Here is a 20059-nt window from a genome sequence, read left to right as displayed (position 1 = left end):
CTGCGTAATGGAGTGGAAACTGTTCCATCGAATATACGCAAGAATTACCACTTGGAAAAGATACCTCGTGGGAAACAGCGGGGCAAGTTCTTTTTCGGTTCCAAGATAGCAGCATTGAATTTCAGAAAACTCTTTATAGAAATAGAGGACAAAGTTATTTATGGTTTTGCCCCCAACATCAAAACTATTGTAGTATAACATAGAAAGAAAAACTTACGGTAAACGACGCAGATAAATCAATTTTTATATATTGTACGAGGAGCACGAATATGGAAAAAGAAACCGTCATTTTGACTTGCAGTTCGCTGGAACGTTATGTGAAACGGGCACAGGAGAAGATGCATACCAATTATCCGATTATAGTCATTGACCGGATCTATCACGTAGAGCCGGCGACTATGAAAACGGTGATCTGGCAGGAACTGGAAAAAAGAAAAAGGAAGCCGGATACGATTCTGGCTGCCATGGGATTTTGCGGAGGAGTTTGGGACCAGGTGCGGGCACAGGTAAGGACTGTGATTCCAAGAGTAGATGATTGTGTGTCCCTGCTTTTAGCCACAGATGACCGGTACATCCCCAACCGCAAGGAGAGCGGGCATCTGTATCTTTATGAGGATGAGCCCGAAAAATTTTCTGTGTTATCACTATTGAAAGATTATCGGAAAGCATCCAAGGAATTTCAGGGACTAGATGAAGAAACGTTGTTCCACATGTGGTTTGACCAGTATTATTTTCTGGATATCATTGATACCGGGTATAATGATTGTTATGAACTTGCGTATGCGGAGCAGGCGCAGAAAAATGCAGATATGATTCATGCAGCGTTGGACTATGTGCAGGGAAGTAACCGAATCCTGGAAAAACTGGTGTCGGGAGAATGGGATGAGCAGTTTCTGGTAGCTGAACCCGGGCATTTGATCCGGCATGGGGATTTTTTCTGAGTGGAAAAGGATGTTCCAGCCCAGAGATCTGGCATTTTTGGAAGGTCTTGTACTATTTTTATGTAAAATGGAAAGATGCTGAGAAATTAGTTTGGCATTGACAGATCAGCAAATCTGTGATATTGTCCAACTATGCATAGAGCATATTTGAAAAATGCTTTTCGAAGACGCTTTAAAGCATGAATAGAAAAAAGAAAGAACATGAACGTGTAAAGGTGAGGGAATGTATCTGAAATAATTTAAGCTGGAAAACACAATTGTATTTTGGTAAGACCTGTTTGAAACGGGTTATTTTGTGTACGCTTAAATTAGATACTTAGACGATTCGTTATGTTCCGACACCAGTGCCATGCACGCTGTGTCTGTTTAGGATGCGGGTCTGTTTTGCGTACGCAAAGCGGGCTCGCTTTTTAAATACTCTAGCAGAATTTTTTATGCCGTGAGAAAAAGAAAAACAGGCAGAAGGGAGTTTTTATGGCACAGATCAATGTCAGTAATCTAACCTTTGGGTATGAAGGAAGTTATGATACAATCTTTGAAAATGTATCGTTTTCAATCGACACCAGCTGGAAGCTTAGTTTTGTGGGAAGAAACGGAAAGGGAAAGACAACGTTTCTTCAGTTACTCCTGGGAAAATACGAATACCAGGGAGCGATCACCCGATCGGTTGTCTTCGATTATTTTCCGTATCCGGTGAAACAAAAAGATCTGGAACGGACAGCAGCGGAGCTGATGGAAGACTGGAAAGCGGGAGTAGAGAGCTGGAGAGTTCTTTGTGAATTGGAAAAAGTGGATATGGACGCAGAACTTTTGTACAGACCATTTGGTACGTTAAGCTTTGGGGAGCGGACCAGGGTCATGCTTGCAGTCCTTTTTTCCGGTGAAAATGATTTTCTGCTGATCGATGAACCCACCAACCATTTGGATCAGGACGCCAGAGAGATTATCAAAAAATATCTGGCGTCAAAAAAAGGATTTATTCTGGTATCCCACGACAGGGATCTGCTGGACGCCTGTATCGATCATGTGCTGGTTTTAAACCGGGCCTCGATCGAAGTGCAGAGCGGCAATTTTTCCAGCTGGTGGGAAAATAAGGAAAAAGCAGACAACTTCGCCAGAATGGAACATGAAAAACATGTAAAAGAAATTGGAAAACTAAAGGCAGCCGCCGACCGTTCTTCGCGCTGGGCAGAAAAAAATGAAAATACCAAGATTGGGTATGATCCAGCCAAAGAACATGACAGATCGATATCGACACGATCGTATATCGGAGCAAAGACGAAGAAAATGCAGTCGCGCGTCAAAGCGTACGAGGAGAGAATGGACCGGGAGATCGAGAAAAAGGAAGGGCTGTTAAAAGATATCGAAACGGTAAAAGATTTAAAGATTATGCCGCTTTCCCATTACAAAGAACGGCTGATCGAATGCAGGGATTTTTCCTTAAAATATCGGGATGGAAAAGAACATGTGATCACCGGATTGAATTTTGAACTGAAACAAGGAGACCGTGTTTTTCTGAAAGGAAAAAATGGCTGTGGAAAATCCAGCCTGATCAAGTATATTCTGACGCAGAACCTGCAAAATTCTTCCAATGGCGGAATCGAAAAGCGGAAAATTACGATGTCCGGATGCGAAAATCTTTCCGGCGAAAATATAATGGCAACGGGTACCTGTTCGATTGCCTCAAATCTCGTTATTTCCTATATCAACCAGGATACCTCGCATCTGTCCGGAACGCTGAAAGAATTTGCCAAAAAGCAGGAAATTGATGAGCCAATGCTCCTTTCCATGTTGCGCAGCCTGGATCTGGACAGAGAACAGTTTGTAAAAAACATGGAGGAATTTTCCGAGGGACAGAAGAAAAAAGTATTGATTGCTGCCAGCCTTTTAACACCTGCGTATCTCTATCTGTGGGATGAACCGCTGAATTATATTGATGTATTTTCACGGATGCAGATTGAGAAACTGATTGCGCAGTTCCAGCCAACGATGCTGATCGTGGAGCATGATGCAAGGTTTGCCAAAAAGCTGGCAACGAAAGTGGTAGAGCTTTGACCAGAAGAATAAACGGAAAGGTTATGACTGAAAAAAAACGAGACTTCTTATGGAGGTCTCGTTTTGCTATGATTAAAAATAGTAAAAAAAGGAGGAATTCACATTATGACAAAAAGAAAAATAATGCTGATTACGGTTTGCTTTGCTATTTTTGCTATATCGCTTCTGCTATCCAGACAGTTTTTTAAAAGCGCTGGAAAAAGGAATATGGATGTTCCGGCAGCGGGATCTGAACAGATAGAGGATTCAAAGGATACAGAAGAAAAAAGAAACACAGAAGAAATGACAGAGCTGGAAGAAACAGAAAGAACAGCAGCATCAGAAGGGGCAGCAGAACCGGAAAAAGTATATAGTAACGGCTATTCCGGCGGAGGAGAAACGCTGGCGCTGATCCTGGGAAAAAAGCCGGAACTGTTTACTGCAGCGCTCATGTGCAGCTCCAAATGGGATGGAGCATATGAACCGGTGACAGAGGCAAAAACACCGGTCTATTTTGTGATTGGCGAAAGTGATGAATATTATGGATCAGAACCGTTTAAAGAAGCGTATCAGATTTTATATGAGCTGTATGCAGAGCAGGGTTTAGCAAAATCCGAAATAGACAATTTGCTGGTACTGGATATAAAAGAGAAAAATTACTTTGCAGGAACGAAAGTGACTTATCAGCACGGAGGCGGTTATCTGTTCTGTCGGGATGAAAAAATTATGGGATGGCTGTTTGGACATTAAGAGTCATGGAAAAATATATTGCAAAATTCCAAAGAAGTCTATAGTATGATAGTAGAGCGCGTTTGAAAAATCATTTCCGCATTCTGTGCGTTCCATTTTGCGGTATGTTTCACTCTTTTGCCGGCATGATGGCAGCAAAAAGATAAAATAAAAAAGGAGTCGACATGGAAAGAAAAAATCGTGGCATCTTAAAAAACAAGTTATTTTTGTATCTGACAGAATTTTTTTCCGGAATGTCTGTGATGGCGGTAGAACTTGGTGCGAGCAGGCTGCTTGCCCCGTATTTTAGTTCTTCACAGATTGTATGGACGATCATCATCGGAACCATCATGATTGCTATGGCACTGGGAAATATCTATGGAGGCAGAACGGCGGACAAGTCGCCCAATCCGGACAAGCTCTATGGACGTATCATCGTAGCTGCTTTATGGATTGCGTTAATTCCCGTGGTCGGAAAATATATCATTGTTGGCATTTCTGCGGTTCTGATTTTTTCCGTAAATAACAATTTTCTGATCCTGGCTGCGTTTGTGGCCTGTATGGTAATTTTTGTGTTCCCGTTATTTTTACTGGGTACGGTAACTCCGTCGCTGGTCAAATATTCGGTGAGCAATCTGGATGATAACGGAAAAACGGTGGGAACACTGGGAGCATTCAATACGATCGGCAGCATTATTGGTACCTTTGTGCCGACGTTTGTTACGATCCCTGCGGTTGGAACATCGATCACTTTTCTGATCTTTGCGGGAATTTTACTTGCGTTATCCATCGTGTATTTTGTGATGGAAAAAGCAGGGAAAAAGAAAGTGATTGCATCGGTACTTATTTTCGCGTTCTGCTGTGGAACAGGTTATTCCGATTCCTTCGCATTCTGGGAAAACAACCTGACATATGAGGGAGAGTCTGTATACAACTATCTTCAGGTGTACGAAAATGATGAGAGAGTAGCATTGTCTACCAATGTTCTGTTTGGCGTACAGTCTGTCTATATGAAGCAGGATGAACTGACCGGAATGTACTATGATTATGCGATGGCGGCGCCGCTTATGCTCAAAGACAAGCCGACAGATCAGATGGATGTGCTGATCCTTGGCATGGGTACGGGAACCTACGCCACACAGTGCAGGAAATATTTTGGGGACATGAATATCGAAGGCGTAGAAATTGATGAGAAGATCACGGATCTCTCTCGGAAATATTTCTCACTCTCAGAGGATGTTCCGGTGACTACTTACGATGGAAGAGCGTTTTTAAACGCCTCGCAGAAAGCATATGATGTGATTATGGTTGATGCATATCAGGACATCACAATTCCATTCCAGATGTCCTCGAAAGAGTTCTTTGCGCTGGTGAAATCGCATCTGAAGGACGATGGCGTCATGGTGGTAAATATGAATATGCGAGGAACGAAAGAGGGAAACATCAATCAGTACCTTTCAGATACGATTGGAAGTGTCTTTACTACCGAGGTTATCGTCGATGTGGCGGGATCATCCAACCGGGAACTCTTTGCGTCGGACGATCCGGACATCGGAAAGAATCTGACGAAGCATACAGGCGAACTTACAAATGCAAATCTGAAAAATATGATGCAGGAAGTTGCTTCAAATCTTACAGAATATCAAAAAGGAAATTATATCCTCACAGATGACCAGGCGCCGGTGGAACTGCTTGGCATGCAGGTGATCGATGAATTGATTAAAGATGAGGTCCAATACTATAAAGATATCTATAAAGAACGGGGAATCAAAGGGTTGATGGAGTCTCTCTGATATTTGGGCGCAACATGGAAAAGCGTAAATCATGAAAATCTGGCTTGCGCTTACAAATGGGATTTCGATTTTGGTTATGAGCAAGTAGCGAAAGCGGATTGCGAATATCCGCTTGACTAAAGGAAGAAAGGGAAGGTAAATATAATGAAATTACAATCTATTTTTGACCAGACAGATTTTGTGCATGCAAGCGGCACAAAAGAAGAATTGCAGGTTGCAAATTATTTAAAGGAGCAGTGCGAGACATTAGGAGTCCCGGCAGAACTGGAAAGTTTCCGCGTTGCAATGGGCGAAATCGAAGAGGCACATTTGTATGCAGACGGGATGGGAATTCCATGCAAAGCGCTCACATGCTGCGGAAGCGGAAGCGTGGAAGGCGAACTCTACTATATGCCGGGAACCGATCCGGTTTCCGTTGCCGGTGCAAAAGATAAAATTGTGCTGATGGATACGCAGGGAATCGGATTTTTTGCGTACCAGGATTTGATGAAAGCAGGCGCGAAAGCGATTCTGTTCCAATATGGAAACAGCTATTACCCACATACAGACATTGATCAGAGAGATCTTCGGGAAGCCGTTGTCGGAGAGGAAAAGAAAGTGCTCTGCGCTATGATTCACTCCGCACAGGCAGTAGAACTTGTGAAAAATAAAGTAAAACAGATCCGTCTGGAAATCCGGCAGAAGGAATACGATGGAGAATCCCATAATGTGATTGCAGAATTGCCGGGAAAAAGAGAAGAATGGATCGTTTTAAGCGCGCATTATGATACGACATCGCTTTCGCATGGTGCATATGACAACATGAGCGGATGCGCAGGGCTTCTTGGAATCATGGAGCAGATGAAAGGGAAAGAGCTGAATTATGGTCTTCGGTTTGTATTCTGCGGAAGCGAAGAAAGAGGACTTTTAGGATCAAAAGCGTATGTCAGAGATCATGAAAAAGAACTGAGACAAACAGTACTGAACATCAATCTGGACATGATCGGAACGTATATGGGAAAATTTATCGCCTGTGTATCGGCAGAAGAAAAGCTTACCCATTACATCAGCTATATGGCTGCAGAAGTTGGATTTCCAATTGCGGCAGAAAACGGCGTCTATTCCAGTGATTCCACACCATTTGCCGATCATGGGGTTCCGGCTGTTTCGTTTGCGCGTATTGCCAACGGAAATGTCGCCCCGATTCACTGCCGCTACGATGTCAAAGATGTGATGTCGATGGAGCAGCTGCAAAAAGATATTGATTTCCTGACAGTATTTACCGGAAGATTCGCAAACGCAGCGGTCTGCCCGGTGGCAAGAGAAATACCGGAAACGATTCGGAAACAATTGGATGAATATTTGTTTCGCAAGAGAAAAGAAGCCTGATATACTTCGATCACGGATATGAGCAGCGAGACGAATTGCAAATAGGAAAAAGAACGACAGTGGCAGGAGAGAGAAACCATGAAAAAAATAGAACTGGTAGAAATCAGGCAGGTAAACGATGCCCTTGCAGAAATGGTTGCGCTGTTTCGAGTAGAACTGCGTTCCTATAAAGGAATTGCATCAAAACCGAACGTGGAAGACGGACGGGAAGAAATGAAGGAATACCTTTTAGCAGGATTTCCAGTGTTTGCCGCCACGGTGCATGGCGAATACGCAGGTTATGTTGTCTGTCGTATTGAGAGCGAGGTGGTGTGGGTGGAATCCATCTTTGTCAGAGAAGAGTACCGCCGGCAGGGAGTTGCTGCCGCACTGCATGGCAAGGCAGAAGAAATTGCAGCTTCTTATGGAAACGATACGGTTTACAACTATGTCCATCCCAATAACCACAGGATGATTGAATTTTTGGGAAAGCGTGGTTACACCGTTCTGAATCTAATTGAGATTCGTAAACCGTATCTGAATGAAAAACTGACGCAGACGATTACGGTTGGGGAACATGAATTTGATTATTGAGGGAGTCATTTTCATCCCACAATTCCAGAAAAGCCCGAAGTTCAGACGGAAGGCGCCCCTTGCGCCAGGCAAGCAGGATTTCGGTTGTAAGGTCTGCATCTGTGATGGTGCAGGCCTTTAATTTATGGGTAAGATTCAGCATGGAGGCCGGCAGAAGAGCGATGCCAAGGCCTTTTTCTGCCATTGTCATTGCCGTGCGGGCGTCCTCGCAGGTGAGATAGATATCGCAGAACAGACCCGCCTGCTCGAAAGCGGAGAGCATGTATTTCCGGTAGCGGTTCGACAGAATCAGCGGCTGCTCGGCAAGTTCCGTAAGCGAAAGGGTTTCACGCCCGGCAAAAAGCGGGTGAGAAGGGAGTGCCATGGCGGTGATGCTCTCTTTTAAAAGGGTCTTCGTCTCGCAACCATTTAAAACGATTGGCGTGCGGAGCGTGGTGAGATCCACCATGTGATTTTCGAGCTGGTCTTTTAAAGCAAAGGTAGAACCCTCGTGGACATCAAAATGGATGTGCGGGTATTTCCGGGAAAATCGCAGGAGATAGTCGGCGAGCAGCGAAACGGTGGATGGCGTCATGCCGATGTGGAGTGTCGCAGACTGACTGGATTTTACGACTTCGCGCCTGGTGAGATCCGCAAGCATCAGAAGCGTTCCTGCCTGTTCATACAGTGTTTTTCCTGCCTCGGTCAGGGTGATTTTCTTTGTACCGCGGATGAGAAGAGGCACCTGAAGCTCTTCCTCCAGCATTTTGATCTGATAACTTAACGGCGGCTGTGTCATATGCAGCACCCGTGCCGCCCCGCTGATGGTTCCCGCGTCCACGATGGCGCGGAAGTATTCGAGTTGTCGAAGTTCCATAAAAATCCTCCTGAAAAAACTATATAAAAATTATTCAATTTCAATATAAAAACAATAATTTACATATAGAATACGCCATGCTATACTGAAAAGCAAGTGAAAAAGAAGGGAATGAGGGAACAAATGAAACGAATTGATTTCGAACATGGAACCGTAACCGGAAACATCTTCGGGGCAGCGCTCCCGATGCTGGTTGCTCAGATTTTGAGTCTGCTGTACAATATTGTAGACCGCGTCTACATCGCGCGGATCCCGGAGGTAGGAACGGCGGCACTCGGTGCAGTCGGTCTGTGCTTTCCGCTGATCGTTATCATCACAGCATTCAGCAACTTGTTTGGAAGCGGCGGCGCTCCGCTGTTTTCGATTGAGAGTGGAAAGAATGATCAAAAAAAGGCGGAACGTATTATGAATACGTCGTATTCCATGGTATGTGTCTGTGCTGTCATACTGATGGTGATCGGCTTTTTGTTTGCTCGTCCACTGCTGTCGCTGTTCGGTGCATCGGCAGATGCGATGGTATACGCGTATCCTTATATGATGATTTATCTGATCGGAACTTTGCCGTCGATGGTGGCAACCGGCATGAACCCGTTCATCAACGCGCAGGGCTATTCGACCGTTGGCATGCTTTCCGTCACGATCGGAGCGGTCGCAAACCTGCTGCTTGACCCGCTGTTTATCTTTGTATTTGGTTTTGGTGTGCAGGGGGCTGCGATTGCAACTGTGATTTCCCAGACACTTTCCGCCGTGTTCGTTCTGTATTTCCTGACCCGGAAATCGGAACTGAAAGTGCGCTTTGTGCGGAAAGATGAAATTTCTGAGTGTGCAGGCTATGCGAAAAATATTGTCAGTCTCGGTACCGCCGGATTTATCATGCAGCTGACCAACAGCCTTGTCACGATCTGCTGCAACAATGTACTTTCTGTGACCGGCGGTGATATTTACATCTCTGTTATGACGATCGTATCGAGCGTGCGTCAGCTCGTCGAGACACCGATCTATGCAATGAATGAGGGAACTTCTCCAATTTTGAGCTATAATTACGGTGCACGCCGTCCGGCCCGCGTGCGCAAGGCGATGTGTGTCATGAGTGCGATGATCCTCGGCTATACCGCAGTGATGTGGAGCGTGATTGTTCTGGCGCCGCATGCGCTGATCGGTATTTTCAGTTCGGATGCGGTACTGACCGCAGATGCGGTTCCGGCTCTGAAGCAGTACTTTGCAGCATTCATTTTCATGGATCTGCAGTACATTGGACAGACCGTATTCAAATCTCTGAATAAAAAGAAACAGGCGATCTTTTTCTCCCTGCTCCGAAAAGTCTTCATTGTTGTACCGCTCACCTATCTGATGCCGTACGTACTCCACATGGGAACGGACGGTGTCTTCCTTGCCGAACCGGTATCAAACGTAATCGGCGGAAGTCTCTGCTTTATCACCATGCTGATTCTGGTTCTGCCGGAATTGAAGCGAATGGAGCAGCAGAAGTAATGTTTTTGAAAAGTTTCTGAAAAAAGGACAGGAAGATCTTTACCGAAACGGTTTTGGCAGATATCTTCCTGTTTTTTATTGCCATACATACAATATGATGCCTCGGACAATCTGATGCGCATTGGAGTCCCGGCGCTCCGCATTCTGGCAGTGGCCTATCTGCTTTCGATTCCAGGCCTGATCTATCAGGCGGCGTTGCAGGGACTTTCCCTTGGAAAAGAAAGTATGTACATATCCATGACACGCCAGGCGATTCTGCCGCTGGTGTTTGCATTTCTTCTCAAAGGATTTGGAAACCTGAATCTGATATGGGCGCCTTTGTCCTGGCTGAGCTCTGCGGCATCCCGCTTGCAGCAGCTCTCTGGAAACGGAAAGGGGAAAAGCAGATTCAGTTTTAAGTATAGAAAAGAAAAACAAAAAGGCTGTTCTTTGCGAAAGGCAGCCTTTTTTGCATACCATAAGATAAGAATACACAGGGGCTTATGGATGAAAGAGCAGGAAAATCTGACAGGAAAAGGAATTACAGCCGCCGTGCTGGATACAGGGATTTTTCCCCATATGGATTTTGACGGCCGGATTGTAGCCTTCCGGGATCTTGTGTACGGGCGGGAGACGCCTTACGATGACAATGGACACGGAACGCATGTCTGTGGTATCCTTGGCGGAAGTGGAAGAGCGTCCGGCGGAAAATACCAGGGTGCGGCACCGGGATGCCGGTTTGTCGTAGTGAAGATTCTGGACCGAAGGGGAAATGGAAGAAAGCAGGATATCCTCGCGGCGATTGACTGGGTGTGCAAAGAGCGAATAAGACTTAATATCCGCATTTTAAATATTTCAGTGGGAACAACAGAGCAGGAAAAAACGGTGGATGATCTGCTAGTACAGGCGGTGGAGCGCGCCTGGGATGACGGGATCACTGTTGTGACAGCGGCCGGAAATCTGGGGCCCGCTCCGGGCAGTATTACGGCGCCGGGGAACAGCAGAAAAGTGATCACCGTGGGAGCGGGCGATCTGCTGGAGCCAAGAAGAGGAATCTCCGGATGCGGCCCGACACGGGACTGCGTCTGCAAACCGGATCTTGTCGCGCCTGGAAAACGTCTCATTTCCTGCGCGCCTGGAAGAAGCAGGAAGGAATATGTGGTGAAGAGCGGCACCTCGATGGCGGCACCGCGGGTGTCCGGAGCCGTGGCTTTGGCACTTGAACGGGTTCCGGATCTTACAAATGTCCAGGCGAAAATGCTGCTTTGCGAATCGGCGAGAGACCTTGGCCTTCCGCGCAACCGTCAGGGGCATGGGATGCTTCAAACAGACCGTTTTCTGTCTCTTCTGTGAGACACTGTGCGGCAGCATAAAAAAAGAAAAATGAAGGAAAACACCTCTCATCCTGCAAAAATTGTGTGAATTTATGGGAAAATGCCAAAAAATCAGGCGAATTTTGACTTGACAAGCTATAGGATACTTTATACAATAAACGGGAATAGAAAAAGGAGGCCTACTATGGAAAAAATTCAGATGACCACTCCTCTGGTAGAGATGGATGGAGATGAGATGACCAGAATTCTCTGGAAAATGATCAAAGATGAGCTGCTTCTCCCGTTTATTGACCTGAAAACGGAATATTACGATCTGGGACTGGAACACAGAAACGAGACGAACGATCAGGTAACCGTAGATTCCGCAAACGCTACCAAGAAATACGGTGTAGCAGTCAAATGTGCCACCATTACGCCGAATGCAGCGCGTATGACCGAGTACAATCTGAAAGAAATGTGGAAGAGCCCGAACGGAACGATCCGTGCCATGCTCGACGGAACCGTTTTCCGTACCCCGATTGTCGTAAAAGGCATCGAGCCGTGCGTGCGCAACTGGAAAAAACCGATCACGATTGCCCGTCATGCATACGGAGATGTCTATAAAAATGCAGAAATGCGCATTCCGGGACCGGGAAAAGCAGAGCTGGTTTATACGGCTGAGGACGGCACCGAGACAAGAGAGCTGATCCACAACTTCACCGGCGCCGGTGTCATTCAGGGCATGCACAATCTGGATAACTCCATAGAAAGCTTTGCGAGAAGCTGTTTCGAGTACGCACTGTCCACGAAACAGGATCTGTGGTTTGCAAGCAAGGATACGATTTCCAAGAAGTATGATCACCGCTTCAAGGATATCTTCCAGGAGATCTTCGATGCAGAGTACAAAGAGAAATTTGCAGAAGCAGGCATTACCTACTTCTACACTCTGATCGACGACGCCGTTGCCCGCATCATGAAAGCAGAGGGCGGCTTTATCTGGGCCTGCAAGAACTACGACGGCGATGTCATGAGCGACATGGTATCCTCCGCCTTCGGTTCCCTTGCGATGATGACTTCTGTTCTCGTATCCCCGCACGGATATTACGAGTACGAGGCTGCGCACGGAACCGTACAGCGCCACTATTACCGTCACTTAAAAGGTGAGGAGACATCCACCAACTCCGTGGCCACCATTTTTGCATGGACCGGCGCACTCAGAAAACGCGGGGAAATGGATGGAAACGCAGAACTTTCCGCATTTGCAGACCGTCTGGAAAAAGCAACGATCGCAACGATCGAGAGTGGAAAAATGACAAAAGACCTTGCGCTGATCACCACCATGGAAAATCCGACCGTATTAAACAGCCGTGATTTCATCCTGGCCATCCGCGAGGAGCTGGAGAAATAATTAAACGAAGCAAAAAAGAAAGCCGATCCGGCATTCCCGCAAAAAGGGATGCGCCGGACCGGCTTTTTCTGTTTTGAATTTTTCCGGGGAAAACCAGGTCTATTCGGCAAGCTCTTCCCATTTTTCATACAGCTCTTCGAGTTCCGCGGCAATCTCTGCTTTCTCTTTGCTTAATTTCACACACTCTGCCACATTCGTTGCGACTTCCGGTTTCGACATTTCCTCATCAATTTCCGAATCGCGTGTCTCAAGCTCTTCAATTCGTTTCTCCGTCTTTTTCAGCTCGTTTTCTTTCTTGCGGAGACGTGCCTGTTCTTCTTTCTGCGCTTTCCAGTCCAGCTTTGTGGAGGAGGCTTCGGAAGGAGCCGCTGTTTCTTCCGGAGCGGCGGCATCGGCAGCAGGAGCATAGATGCGGGTCAGCTCTTCTTTTTTCTCCAGATAGTAATCGTAATTTCCGATATAGTTGACGAGTGTCTGTCCCGTCAGCTCCAGAATCCGGGTTGCGGTCTGGTTAATAAAATAACGATCGTGGGAGACATATAGCACCGTTCCGGTGTAGTCCTTCAGTGCATTTTCCAGAATCTCTTTAGAGACGATATCGAGGTGGTTGGTCGGCTCGTCGAGGATCAGGAAGTTGGCGTTCGAGAGCATCAGCTTGGCAAGGGAAATTCGTCCGCGCTCACCGCCGCTCAAGGTATGAATCGGTTGGAAGACATCGTCGTTTGTAAACAGGAAGGCGGCCAGCACATTTCGGATTTCGGTGTTTGTCAGATATGGATACGCGTCGGAAATCTCCTGGAAAATGGTCTTTTCCATGTGGAGCACCTGATGCTCCTGATCGTAGTAACCGATCTGTACACGGCTTCCAAGTGTAAAAGAGCCGGCATCCGGGCGGATGACTTCGTTTAAGATCTTTAAGATCGTCGTTTTTCCCGTTCCGTTGTTTCCGATGATTGCCACGCGCTCGCCGCGCTTGATTTCGAAATTCAGATCCTGGAAAAGCGTCTGTCCCGGGAAGGCTTTGGAGAGGTGCTCGACGGTCAGCACATCGTTTCCGCTTGTGATGCGCGGTTCCAGACGGATCCGCATATCGGAGCGTACTTCGGTCGGCTTTTCCAGCACATCCATTTTGTCCAGCATTTTTTCACGGCTCTCGGCGCGTTTGATGGATTTCTCGCGGTTGAAAGATTTCAGCTTTGCAATGACTTCTTCCTGATGGTGGATTTCCTGCTGCTGGTTGACCCAGGCATGGTAAGCGGCTTCACGGAGCATTGCTTTTTTCTGACTGTAGGCGGTATAGTTTCCCTCAAAAGTTGTTACTTTTTTATTGTCCACTTCAACGACTTTTGTGACAACGCGGTCGAGAAAGTAACGGTCATGGGAGACGATCAGGACGGCTCCGCTGTAATTTAAAAGATACGTTTCGAGCCAGGAGATCGAGTCCATATCGAGGTGGTTGGTCGGCTCGTCGAGCAGAATGATGTCCGGTTTGGTAAGCAGCAGTTTACCAAGTGCCACGCGGGTCTTCTGACCGCCGGAGAGGGAGTCCACCTGTTTTTCAAAATCGCTCTCGGAAAAGCCAAGACCTTTTAAAACACCGACGACTTCACTGCGGTACGCGTATCCGTTTTCCAGTTCAAAGGTATGGGAGAGGCGGGTGTAGGTGGAAAGAAGTTCATCCAGCTCTGCACCGGATTTTGTATTCATATCACTTTCCATCTGACGGAGGCGTTCCTCCATATCGATCAGATTCTGTTTCGCGGTCAGCACTTCCTGGTAAATGGAAAGGTGTCCGGTCAGATCCTGATGCTGGGCGAGATAGCCCATCGTCTTTCCTTTGGAGAGGATGACCTCTCCCTCATCGGCCCTCATTTCGCCGATGATGATTTTTAACAGCGTCGATTTTCCGGCACCGTTGATGCCGACCAGTGCGGCTTTTTCGCGTTCTTCTATATGAAAAGATGCATTTTTGATAATTTCCGTTGTCCCGAATGCTTTCGAGATATTCTGACATGCAAGAATCATGTGGTTCCTCCAGATAACATATTTCTGTATTTTGACATAATACACCATCCTTATTATAGAGAGTAATACACAAAATTTCAAGAAATCTTTGACAATTTTCTATCAACCATATATAATATGAATATATGCAGGTGTAAATAAGGAGGAATTTATCTTGGAAGAAAAAGGAATTTCGCGGGCAGTTATCAAAAGACTTCCTAGATATTATCGTTACCTGGGCGAATTGCTGGAGGACGGAGTAGAACGGATCTCTTCCGGTGAGCTGAGCGAGCGGATGAAAGTGACAGCTTCCCAGATTCGCCAGGATTTAAATAATTTCGGCGGCTTCGGCCAGCAGGGGTATGGTTATAACGTGCGGTATCTGTACAGCGAGATTGGAAAAATTTTAGGTCTGGACAGAGTCCACAATATGATTTTTGTCGGAGCCGGAAATCTGGGACAGGCGCTTGCTAATTATGCGGCCTTTGAAAGAAGCGGATTCAAAACGGTCGGTATTTTTGACGTCAACCCGGTATTAAAAGGAATCTCCGTGCGCGGAATTGAAATCCGCATGGCGGACGAGCTTCCGGAATTTATCAAGGAACACCATGTAGAGATTGCGGCTTTGACACTGCCAAAAGCAAAAGCGGTAGAGATGGCAGAGATTCTCGTGGACAACGGTGTAAAAGCAATCTGGAATTTTGCACATACCGATCTAAACTTAAAACTTCCGAAAGATGTGATCGTCGAGAACGTCCATCTTTCCGAAAGTCTGATGCGTCTCTCCTACAATCTGACCAGATATGAGGCGGAGCATCCAAAGAACAATTAAGAAACCAAAACAAAAGCAGGAGAGTCTTCGGGAAACCGGAGACTTTTTCTGTTCACTTTCCGGATAAGGCAGGAAAAGGAGGAAAAGCGATGAAACGGGTTCTTACAGCAGCACAGATGAAGCAGGCAGACCGCAATACGATCGAAACCATGGGGGTACCGTCCCTGGTACTGATGGAGCGCGCAGCGCTGTCCTGCGTGGAGGAGCTTCAAAATGGAACATGGGATACAGGAAAAGTCCTTGCTGTGTGCGGTCCCGGAAATAATGGAGGGGACGGTGCGGCAATTGCACGGATTTTAAAGACGAAAGGGGTGGATGCGGAACTGTTCTGTCTTGGAAATCCGGAAAAATACAGCGAAGGCATGAGAGCACAGAAGAAAATTGCGGAAAATTATGGGGTCCGTGAGGTTAAGAATCCGGATTTCCGGGAATATACTGTTATCATAGATGCCATCTTTGGAATTGGCGTATCCCGTCCGCTGGCAGGGGAGTACCGGAGGGCAGTGGAAGCAATCTGCGCAAGCGGTGTTCCTGTTCTTGCCGTGGACATCCCTTCGGGGATCCACACGGATACCGGAGAGGTCCTTGATGCGGCGGTGAAAGCCAGAGCCACGGTGACATTTGCCTGTGCAAAGCCAGGGCTTCTCTTTGATCCCGGAAAACGATATGCCGGAGAGGTCCTGGTCCGTGATATCGGAATCGGCTTTGATGCAGGAGAAGAGGAGACGCCCTGGTACGGTTCAGTGGAAAAAGAAGATCTGGACCGGTTTCTTACCCGCACGCCGATGGGAAATAAGGGAACCTTCGGAAAGGTGCTGGTACTTGCCGGTTCCGGTGCCATGTGCGGAGCCGCTGTTTTGTGTGCCAGGGCAGTCCTTGCATCCGGTGCCGGCATGGTAAAGGTTGTGACAGAGGAAAGAAACCGTACGCCGCTTTTCTGTGCCCTGCCGGAAGCAATGGCGGATTTCTGGAAGGAGGATGAGCCGCTTCCGGAAGAAGCCCTGCTGCAGGATCTCGCCTGGGCGGACGCTGTTGTTGCGGGACCGGGACTTTCCAAAAGCCGGACGGCAAAAGAACTGCTCGTTTTTACGGTGCAGCACACAGAAGTTCCTCTTGTTCTGGATGCAGATGCGCTGAACCTGATTGCAGAAGATGCAGAGATTCTTTCGGGCTGCCGGGCAGAAAAAATTTTAACGCCTCATGTAGGAGAGCTTGCACGGCTGCTGCACATGACCATTGCAGAATGCCAGTGTGACCCGGCAGGAAGCGCCGGAAGGGCAGCCGAAAAATACCAGGCCTGCTGTGTACGAAAGGATTCCGTAACCGTGACAGCAGAGGAAGGGCGTGAGCAGTATTACATAAACACAAGCGGAAGCAGTGCGCTTGCGACGGCGGGAAGCGGCGATGTGCTCGCGGGAATCACAGGCGCCTTTGCAGCAAAACGTCAGTGTGAAAAAAACGAGAAAAAAATCAGCCTTGCCAAAACAGCGGCACTGGCGGCATATGCGCATGGAAAGGCGGGAGAGGCTGCGGAAGAAAACAGCAGTGCTTCCTATGTAACAGCATCCGAGATTATCAGAGGATTGCAGTCAATCTGAGCAAAGCAGATCAGAATCACGGGTTCCCAAAAGGACTCCGGGCGGACTTTTTTGAAGCGCCGGATGAAATTTGTGAATACCTCCGGAAAAACAGGCAATATTAAATACATGGAAACGATTTTAAAAGGCGTAAAACGCCGGATCGTTATCGTATGGGAAAGCAAAACGGAAAGAATCGGAGAGTGAGCACAAGTGGTAATCAAGCGTGGCGATGTATATTATGCCGACCTGCGGCCCGTTGTGGGAAGTGAGCAGGGCGGTGTCCGTCCGGTGCTGATCATTCAGAATGACATCGGCAACCGGCACAGTCCGACGGTGATCTGTGCGGCGATTACATCGAGGATGAATAAGGCGAAGCTGCCGACGCACATTGAGATCGAAGCGTCCGCCTATGGGATTGTACGGGATTCTGTTATTTTACTGGAACAGCTTCGGACGATCGATAAGAGAAGGCTGAAAGATAAAATCTGTCATCTGACGCCGGAACAGCTGGCCCTTGTGAACGAAGCACTGAAAATCAGCCTGGATCTGCCTACATAAGGGGTATTTTTGGCGCGGTTCACGGTTGACGAATGAGAAAGATCGTGCTATATTCTATATTATATGGGCTTCTGCCGTTTTTCGGGGAAACCTTTTTACAGAAAAGTAATACTTTAAATAAAGGAGACAAAAGAGGTATGTCAGGACATTCAAAATTTGCCAATATTAAGCATAAGAAAGAAAAAAACGACGCAAAAAAAGGTAAAATCTTTACCATCATCGGCCGTGAGATCGTAATCGCTGTCAAAGAGGGCGGACCGGATCCGGCAAACAACAGCAAGCTGCGTGACGTTATCGCAAAAGCAAAAGCAAACAACATGCCGAACGATACCATCGACCGCGGTATTAAAAAAGCTGCCGGAGATGCAAACGCAGACAACTACGAGCGTATCACCTACGAAGGTTATGGCCCGAATGGTATCGCGATCATCGTAGAGACTCTGACCGACAACAAGAACCGTACCGCAGCAAACGTAAGAAGCGCTTTCACCAAAGGAAACGGAAGCGTTGGAACACCGGGATGCGTATCCTACATGTTCGACAAAAAAGGCCAGATCATCATCGACAAAGAAGAGTGCGAAATGGATGCTGACGATCTGATGATGCTTGCTCTGGATGCAGGCGCAGAAGACTTCGCAGACGAAGAGGACAGCTACGAAATCATTACCGATCCGGATGACTTCTCCGCAGTACGTGAGGCTCTGGAGAAAGACGGTATCGCCATGGCAGAGGCAGACGTTACCATGATCCCACAGACCTACGTAGAGCTGACCGATCCGCAGGCATTAAAAGATCTGAACCGTACCCTGGATCTGCTGGATGACGACGACGACGTACAGTACGTATACACCAATCTGGACGAGTAATTTCGCTGGAAATTACATAGAATCATAAGAATCTGCGCATACTGATGAAGCTATTTTGGAATAGCAGAAAAGAGGAAATCCGTATGGCAGAATCACAGAAAAACCAGACAGAAAAAGAAAATATTGTAGAACTGAAGACCAACATTTATCTGCTGTCCATCATCGGCGAGGTGGAGGGGCATGAATCACTCGGCGAGCGCACGAAAGCGACGCGCTATGAGCACATTCTCCCTGCTCTTGCCCGTGCCGAGGAGGACAAAAGTATTGATGGTCTTCTGATTCTCCTGAATACCGTAGGCGGAGATGTGGAGGCCGGTCTTGCAATTGCAGAGATGATTGCGTCCATGCGAAAGCCTGCGGTATCGCTCGTTTTAGGGGGCGGTCATTCGATCGGTGTCCCGCTCGCAGTTGCAGCAGACTATTCGCTGATCGTGCCGAGTGCCACCATGGTCATTCACCCGGTGCGTACAAACGGCATGTTCATCGGTGTTGCACAGACGTACCGTAATATGGAAAAGACGCAGGATCGGATCACAGGTTTTGTATCGGCCCATTCTAAAATCACCAAGGAACGGCTCGAGGAGCTGATGCTCGATACGAAAATGCTGGTCAAGGATGTCGGAACAATGCTGGACGGCCCGCAGGCAGTGGAAGAAGGCCTGATCGACGAGGTCGGCGGCATTGCCCGCGCGCTCGAAAAGCTGAATGAGCTGATGAAAAAGGCAGCAGGGACAGAAAATTGACTTCACGGCGCGGCTTGTGTTTCAGGGGATTTTGTGTTAGAATGAGTTCGCTGTGAAAATTCGAACGGAAGTTTTGTCCGGACTTTCACAAAAGAGAAAAATAAGGGAACAGGATAAAAAAATGACAGTAATAGAAGCTTTATTTCTGGGTCTGATCCAGGGAATCACGGAATTCCTGCCGATCAGCAGCTCCGCACATCTGATTATCTTCCGTCACTTTATGAAGATCGAAGATACGCAGACGGTGTTTTTCAATGTGCTTTTGCACTTTGGCTCCATGATTGCAATTCTGCTCACATTTTCGAAGGATGGAAACGTCTCTTCCTCGCGTTGTGCGGAATCATAATCGATCTGTTTCATAATTTAAAGGAACACTTTTCCAGTCAGCATCAGGAGGGAAAGCAGTACCGGAAGGTGCTCGGCAGCAACTACCGTATGCTTGCTTTCCTGCTGATTCTGACCACCATCCCGACTGCTGTAATCGGCGGCATGATTCAGAGCCTTGTCACACTGACCTCCTCGAATCTGCTGGCACCTGGCGTTGGTCTGTATCTGACGGCGATTCTGCTTGTGGTGGCAGATATGCTTCCGGAGGGAGAAAAAACGCAGAAAAATTTAAAGCCGAAAGATGCACTGATTGCCGGATTCTTCCAAGGCTTTTCCACGATTCCGGGTCTTTCCCGTCTTGGTTCGACTATTTCTGCGTGTGTGATCGGCGGCATGACCCGTTCGTACGCTGTGAAATACTCTCTGATTGTGAGTGTTCCGGCGATTATCGGGGCAACGATCGTTGAACTTGCGACCATGGGAAAAAATAAAATTGTTTTTCATCCGGTATATCTGGTCGGCGTTTTCATGGCGGCACTTGCCGGTTACTTTACGATCCGCATTCTGATGCGTGTGGTGAAAAAACGGAAACTGAAATATTTTGCTTTGTACTGTCTTCTTGTCGGGACATTCTCCATTGCAGGATATTTTCTGCTGTAATACG

General features: G+C 47.2%; 21 protein-coding genes. 18 read left to right on the top strand and 3 right to left on the bottom strand.

Annotated features, from left to right (window positions below; all coding sequences use genetic code 11):
* The 4 genes from DWZ60_RS17600 to DWZ60_RS17920 all read left to right on the top strand — a co-directional run.
* The coding region (locus DWZ60_RS17600) for a hypothetical protein (RefSeq protein WP_442857791.1) at positions 1-198 on the top strand (198 nt) is incomplete at its 5' end.
* A 71-nt stretch (positions 199-269) separates the two neighbouring features.
* Positions 270-941 (top strand): DUF1638 domain-containing protein, encoded by a 672-nt coding sequence (locus DWZ60_RS05805; RefSeq protein WP_055227877.1) that lies wholly within the window; start codon positions 270-272, stop codon positions 939-941.
* Positions 942-1415: 474 nt separating this feature from the next.
* Entirely contained in the window at positions 1416-2996 is a 1581-nt protein-coding gene (locus tag DWZ60_RS05800) for an ATP-binding cassette domain-containing protein (RefSeq protein WP_118750144.1), read from the top strand.
* Between the two features lie 105 nt (positions 2997-3101).
* Positions 3102-3725 (top strand): prolyl oligopeptidase family serine peptidase, encoded by a 624-nt coding sequence (locus DWZ60_RS17920; RefSeq protein WP_117812756.1) that lies wholly within the window; start codon positions 3102-3104, stop codon positions 3723-3725.
* A 38-nt stretch (positions 3726-3763) separates the two neighbouring features.
* Here the strand turns inward: DWZ60_RS17920 and DWZ60_RS21120 are convergent, their stop codons facing one another.
* The gene (locus DWZ60_RS21120; RefSeq protein WP_373141018.1) at positions 3764-3838 is read right to left on the bottom strand and encodes a DUF6783 domain-containing protein; all 75 of its coding nucleotides are present in this window, start codon (positions 3836-3838) and stop codon (positions 3764-3766) included.
* 51 nt (positions 3839-3889) lie between these two features.
* On the opposite strand from DWZ60_RS21120, the gene DWZ60_RS05790 reads away from it, so the two are divergent.
* From DWZ60_RS05790 to DWZ60_RS05780, 3 genes are all read left to right on the top strand, one after another.
* Positions 3890-5497 (top strand): spermidine synthase, encoded by a 1608-nt coding sequence (locus DWZ60_RS05790; RefSeq protein ID WP_055227879.1) that lies wholly within the window; start codon positions 3890-3892, stop codon positions 5495-5497.
* A gap of 144 nt (positions 5498-5641) precedes the next feature.
* Complete coding sequence (locus DWZ60_RS05785) at positions 5642-6865, top strand: M28 family metallopeptidase (protein ID WP_055227880.1); 1224 nt, start codon at positions 5642-5644, stop codon at positions 6863-6865.
* Between the two features lie 78 nt (positions 6866-6943).
* Positions 6944-7438, top strand: coding sequence for a GNAT family N-acetyltransferase (locus tag DWZ60_RS05780; protein ID WP_055267834.1), 495 nt, complete (start codon positions 6944-6946; stop codon positions 7436-7438).
* Here DWZ60_RS05780 and DWZ60_RS05775 read toward each other — a convergent pair.
* Positions 7407-8294, bottom strand: a complete 888-nt coding sequence (locus tag DWZ60_RS05775) for a LysR family transcriptional regulator (protein ID WP_117508979.1) — start codon at positions 8292-8294, stop codon at positions 7407-7409. The two genes, DWZ60_RS05780 and DWZ60_RS05775, sit on opposite strands and share 32 nt — an antisense overlap.
* A 123-nt stretch (positions 8295-8417) precedes the next feature.
* Between DWZ60_RS05775 and DWZ60_RS05770 the strand changes: the two genes are divergently transcribed.
* From DWZ60_RS05770 to DWZ60_RS05760, 3 genes are all read left to right on the top strand, one after another.
* The gene (locus DWZ60_RS05770) at positions 8418-9785 is read left to right on the top strand and encodes an MATE family efflux transporter (RefSeq protein WP_117508978.1); all 1368 of its coding nucleotides are present in this window, start codon (positions 8418-8420) and stop codon (positions 9783-9785) included.
* A 114-nt stretch (positions 9786-9899) separates the two neighbouring features.
* Positions 9900-11117 carry a S8 family peptidase gene (locus DWZ60_RS05765; protein WP_330422131.1) on the top strand — a complete coding sequence of 406 codons (1218 nt, stop codon included), beginning with the start codon at positions 9900-9902 and terminating at the stop codon, positions 11115-11117.
* A gap of 165 nt (positions 11118-11282) precedes the next feature.
* Positions 11283-12485 carry an NADP-dependent isocitrate dehydrogenase gene (locus tag DWZ60_RS05760; RefSeq protein ID WP_055217983.1) on the top strand — a complete coding sequence of 401 codons (1203 nt, stop codon included), beginning with the start codon at positions 11283-11285 and terminating at the stop codon, positions 12483-12485.
* Positions 12486-12584: 99 nt separating this feature from the next.
* Here DWZ60_RS05760 and DWZ60_RS05755 read toward each other — a convergent pair whose 3' ends face one another.
* A complete protein-coding gene (locus DWZ60_RS05755) occupies positions 12585-14510 on the bottom strand; it encodes an ABC-F family ATP-binding cassette domain-containing protein (RefSeq protein WP_117508975.1) in 1926 nt (641 codons plus the stop codon).
* Between the two features lie 154 nt (positions 14511-14664).
* Between DWZ60_RS05755 and DWZ60_RS05750 the strand changes: the two genes are divergently transcribed.
* The 8 genes from DWZ60_RS05750 (at position 14665) to DWZ60_RS05720 (ending at position 20055) form a co-directional block, all read left to right on the top strand.
* Positions 14665-15321, top strand: a complete 657-nt coding sequence (locus tag DWZ60_RS05750) for a redox-sensing transcriptional repressor Rex (protein WP_022462574.1) — start codon at positions 14665-14667, stop codon at positions 15319-15321.
* 89 nt (positions 15322-15410) lie between these two features.
* Positions 15411-16919, top strand: coding sequence for an NAD(P)H-hydrate dehydratase (locus DWZ60_RS05745; protein ID WP_119221374.1), 1509 nt, complete (start codon positions 15411-15413; stop codon positions 16917-16919).
* 51 nt (positions 16920-16970) lie between these two features.
* On the top strand, positions 16971-17105 hold the full coding sequence (locus DWZ60_RS18620; protein WP_256372507.1) for a hypothetical protein: 135 nt from the start codon (positions 16971-16973) through the stop codon (positions 17103-17105).
* Between the two features lie 6 nt (positions 17106-17111).
* Positions 17112-17459, top strand: a complete 348-nt coding sequence (locus DWZ60_RS05740) for a type II toxin-antitoxin system PemK/MazF family toxin (RefSeq protein ID WP_022462572.1) — start codon at positions 17112-17114, stop codon at positions 17457-17459.
* 137 nt (positions 17460-17596) lie between these two features.
* Positions 17597-18325, top strand: coding sequence for a YebC/PmpR family DNA-binding transcriptional regulator (locus tag DWZ60_RS05735; protein ID WP_022462571.1), 729 nt, complete (start codon positions 17597-17599; stop codon positions 18323-18325).
* A gap of 83 nt (positions 18326-18408) precedes the next feature.
* Positions 18409-19068, top strand: coding sequence for a ClpP family protease (locus DWZ60_RS05730; RefSeq protein ID WP_022462570.1), 660 nt, complete (start codon positions 18409-18411; stop codon positions 19066-19068).
* Positions 19069-19189: 121 nt separating this feature from the next.
* Positions 19190-19414: an undecaprenyl-diphosphate phosphatase gene (locus tag DWZ60_RS05725; RefSeq protein ID WP_119221373.1), complete on the top strand. Its 225-nt coding sequence runs from the start codon at positions 19190-19192 to the stop codon at positions 19412-19414.
* On the top strand, positions 19399-20055 hold the full coding sequence (locus DWZ60_RS05720) for an undecaprenyl-diphosphate phosphatase (RefSeq protein WP_119221372.1): 657 nt from the start codon (positions 19399-19401) through the stop codon (positions 20053-20055). The genes DWZ60_RS05725 and DWZ60_RS05720 overlap by 16 nt, the downstream gene beginning before the upstream one ends.
* The last annotated feature ends 4 nt before the right edge of the window (positions 20056-20059 follow it).

The organism is Blautia sp. AF34-10 (genome assembly GCF_003477865.1).
In the GTDB taxonomy this organism is placed as follows: domain Bacteria; phylum Bacillota; class Clostridia; order Lachnospirales; family Lachnospiraceae; genus Fusicatenibacter; species Fusicatenibacter saccharivorans.
This window is presented reverse-complemented; position numbering and strand designations above follow the sequence as displayed.